Annotated in this window: 2 protein-coding genes; both read right to left on the bottom strand. The window is 74.4% G+C overall.

Going from position 1 to position 910, the window contains the following annotated elements; all coding sequences use genetic code 11:
* Positions 1–182: molybdenum cofactor guanylyltransferase (gene mobA / locus KN815_RS49375; RefSeq protein ID WP_253209752.1), on the bottom strand; the 182-nt coding region annotated here is incomplete at its 3' end.
* Positions 183–211: 29 nt separating this feature from the next.
* Positions 212–910 (bottom strand): dihydrolipoamide acetyltransferase family protein (locus KN815_RS49370; protein ID WP_216348237.1); only part of this gene is annotated, 699 nt, incomplete at its 5' end.

The following is a 910-nucleotide window of genomic DNA, read 5'->3' as shown; positions in this document are numbered from 1 at the left end:
GTGGGCCTGCGCGGGCCGACGACGACGGTCCGCCCGGCGCCGCGGCAGGCGTCCAGCACCCGGTCGAGCAGGGGGCGCCCGCCCACCCGCAGTGCGGGCTTGTCCACCCCACCGAGCCGCCGAGCGGCGCCCCCGGCCAGGATCACCGCGTCATACGCACCTGGAGTCACTCCATGAGTCACCCCACGAGTATGGCGCCGCCGGGCAGCCGCTACAGCCGTCGCAACAACACCAGGGGCTGCTCCACGCAGTCGGCCACATACCGCAGGAATCCGCCGGCGGTGCCTCCGTCGCACACCCGGTGGTCGAAGGTGAACGAAAGCTGCACCACCTGGCGCACCGCCAGCTCGCCCTCGTGCACCCAGGGCTTCGGGGCGATCCGGCCGACCCCGAGCATGGCCGCCTCGGGGTGGTTGATGATCGGCGTGGAGCCGTCGACCCCGAAGACCCCGTAGTTGTTCAGGGTGAAGGTGCCGCCGGTGAGCTGCGCGGGGGCGAGTGTCCCGGTCCGCGCGGCCTCGGTCAGCCGGGCGATCTCCTCGGACAGCCCCTCTATGGTCCGCGTCTGTGCGTCGCGCACCACGGGGACCACCAGGCCCCGGTCGGTCTGCGCCGCGAAGCCGAGGTGGACCTCGGGGAGCCGGATGATCTCCCGGCCTTCCATGTCCACCGTGGCGTTGAGCTCGGGGAAGCGCGCCAGGGCCGCCGTGCAGATGCGGGCCAGGAGGGCGAGCACGGAGACCTTGGGCCCGCCCGCGGCGTTCATCGCCGCGCGGGCGGCGAGCAGTTCGGTCGCGTCGGCGTCCACCCAGCAGGTGGCGTCGGGGATCTCGCGCCGGCTGCGGGCGAGCTTGTCGGCCACGGCGCCCCGCACCCCGCGCAGCGGCACCCGCTCCCCCTCCGGGGCGAC

Origin of the sequence: Streptomyces niphimycinicus, from assembly GCF_018883605.1 — a bacterium.
Taxonomy (GTDB): domain Bacteria; phylum Actinomycetota; class Actinomycetes; order Streptomycetales; family Streptomycetaceae; genus Streptomyces; species Streptomyces niphimycinicus.
Note: the sequence above shows the minus strand (reverse complement) of the source record. Positions and strands in the feature narration are given on the sequence as shown.